At 72.7% G+C, this 2,659-nt stretch carries 1 protein-coding gene; it reads left to right on the top strand.

Translation table 11 applies throughout. The features are described 5' to 3' along the window. Positions 1-241 precede the first annotated feature (241 nt). The gene (locus VFZ20_RS30355) at positions 242-2,461 is read left to right on the top strand and encodes a PBP1A family penicillin-binding protein (RefSeq protein ID WP_329687719.1); all 2,220 of its coding nucleotides are present in this window, start codon (positions 242-244) and stop codon (positions 2,459-2,461) included. Positions 2,462-2,659: the final 198 nt, after the last annotated feature.

Here is a 2,659-nt window from a genome sequence, read left to right as displayed (position 1 = left end):
CGGTCGGGGGAGAGGGCCCCCCGTCGCGCAGCGACGGGCCTGAATCTGATCGGTATCCCGCTGCGTATCCGGAATCACTGGCCCGATGCGCGCGCGGTTCGTTATCTTTCAAGCTCAGCCCGCACAGCGACATGGGCCCGTCGGGGCGCGCGCCGGAACCCGGTGCGGCGCCCGCCGGTACTGATCGGGTCTCCATCCCGCTCCCGCGGCAGTCTTTTCGCTTCCCGTTTCCACGAACGAGATGGCACGCAAGAATTCCCGGTCCCGCGGCCGCAAGCCGGCCGCCGCCAAGCGCCCGCGCCTGCGGCTGGCGCTGCGCATCCTGGGCATTCTCTGCATCGTCGGCCTGGCGGCCGGCGCGGCGGGGCTGGCGTACCTGTGGCCGCGCTGCAGCGGCGCCGACTGCCCGTCCGTGGCCGCCCTGCGCGAGTACACGCCGCCCCAGGCCAGCCGCATCTTCGACGGACGGCGGCAGCTGGTGGCGCACCTGGCGCCCGAGCGGCGCATCGTCGTGCCGCTGGACCGCATCCCTGCGCACGTCAGCGGCGCGTTCCTGGCCGTGGAGGACAAGCGCTTCTACCGCCACCACGGCGTGGACTACCGCCGGTTCTTTGGCGCGGTGGCCCGCAACGTCAAGGACCTGAGCTGGAGCCAGGGCTTCAGCACGGTCACCATGCAGCTGGCCCGCAACGTCTTTCCCCAGCACCTCAAGCGCGAAAAGACCATCAAGCGCAAGGCGTGGGAGGTGGTGCTGGCGCGCGACATCGAGGACGCGTTCTCCAAGGACCAGATCCTGGAGATGTACCTCAACCAGATCTACCTGGGCGGCGGCATGCACGGGGTAGAGGCGGCCGCGCAGGGCTACTTCGGCAAGAGCGCCACGCGGCTGACCAACGCCCAGGCCGCCACGCTGGCCACCATCCCCCGCAACCCGTCGCACTACGACCCGCGCCGCAACCCGGCCGGCGTGCTGGCGCGCCGCAACCTGGTGCTGGGAATGATGGCCAGCTCCGGCGTGATCACGGCCGAAGAGGCGGAGGAGGCCAAGGCCGAGCCCCTGGGCCTGGCGCCCCCGGCCGAGGCTCGCGGCCGCGCGCCGTACTTTGTGGCCGCCGTGCGCCGCGAACTGCGCGAGCGCTTTGGCGCCGACGCCGACCAGATGGGGCTGCGCGTCTACACGTCGCTGGACCCCGAGCTGCAGCGCAACGCCGAGCAGGCGCTCGTGGCGCAGATCCGCGCCGTGGAGCGCGGCACGCACGGGCGGTTCCGCGGCACGTCGTGCGCGGGCGGCGCCGTGAGCAACCCCGACCGCTGCCTGCAGGGGATGTTCGTCGCGCTCGACGCGGACGACGGCGACGTGCTGGCGCTCGTGGGTGGCCGCGACTACGCGCTCAGCCAGTTCGACCGGGTGACGCAGGCCAAGCGGCAGGCGGGCTCGGCGTTCAAGCCCATCGTCTACTCGGCGGCGCTTGCGCGGGGCATCCCCATCACGGAGCCGCTCATCGGCCCGGGGGTGAGCGGGGGCGCGGCGGATTCGCTGGGCTACTATCCCGCGGACCACGTGAGCGACACGGTGACGATGGACATGCGCGGCGCCCTGCGCACGTCGTCCAACCGCGCGGCCGTCGTGCTGGGCACGCGCGTGGGCGCCACGAACGTGGTGGCGCAGGCGCGCGAGCTGGGCATCACCACGCCCGTCAAGGCGTACCCGTCCACCTTTCTGGGCGCGGCGGACGTGATCCCCATCGAACTCGTGGCGGCGTACGCGCCGTTCGCCAACGGGGGCGCGGCCGTCAAGCCGCGCCTCATCCGCCGGGTGGAAGACGCCAACGGCCGCGTGCTGTACGAGGCCCGGCGCGAGCGGCGCTACGTGATGTCGCCGTCCGTGGCGTTCCTGACCACGTCGCTCATGCGCGACGTGGTGGACCACGGCACGGGCAGCGGCGTGCGGCAGGCGGGGCTTCCGTACAGCATTCCCGCCGCGGGCAAGACGGGGACGACCAACGAGGCGGCCGACGTGTGGTTCGTGGGCGCCACGCCGGACGTGGTCGCGGGCGTGTGGCTGGGCTTCGACCGGCCGCAGCGCATCCTGAGCAACGCGTCGGGCGGCGGGCTGGCGGCGCCCGTGTGGGGCAAGGTGATGGCGGGGTACTACCAGTCGCACACGGCGCCCGCGGGGTGGAACCCGCCCGCCGGGCTGCTTGAGGTGAACGTGGACCGGCACACGGGCAAGCTGGCCACGGCCGCGTGCCCCGGCAGCGACGTGCGGACGGAGTACTTCATCCCCGGCTCGGAGCCCACGGAGTACTGCCCCGTGCACCCCGAGGGCGCCGGCGGATGGTTCGACCGCACCCTGCGCGGCATCGGCGACTGGCTGGGGGGCGGCAGCACCGAGCCCGTGCCGCCGCCGCCGCCCCGCAAGCCCAAGCAGCCGCGCTCCACCTACCCCGAGACGCACTGAGGGGATCGGCGGATACGAGAAAGCCTCATCCACGCACGGTGGATGAGGCTTTCTGCTGTTTCGGATCCTGGCCGACGCCAACGCCAACGCCGACGCATCCCGTCACCCGTCACCCGTCACCCGTCACCCGTCACCCGTCACCCGTCACCCGTCACCCGTCACCCGTCACCCGTCACCCGTCACCCGTCACCCGTCACC

The sequence above is a fragment of the Longimicrobium sp. genome (assembly GCF_036280135.1).
Taxonomy (GTDB): domain Bacteria; phylum Gemmatimonadota; class Gemmatimonadetes; order Longimicrobiales; family Longimicrobiaceae; genus Longimicrobium.
This window is presented reverse-complemented; position numbering and strand designations above follow the sequence as displayed.

Excerpts from the sequence above, each read along its gene's own strand:
- VFZ20_RS30355 (WP_329687719.1), top strand. The coding sequence starts at position 242 with ATGGCACGCAAGAATTCCCGGTCCCGCGGCCGCAAGCCGGCCGCCGCC.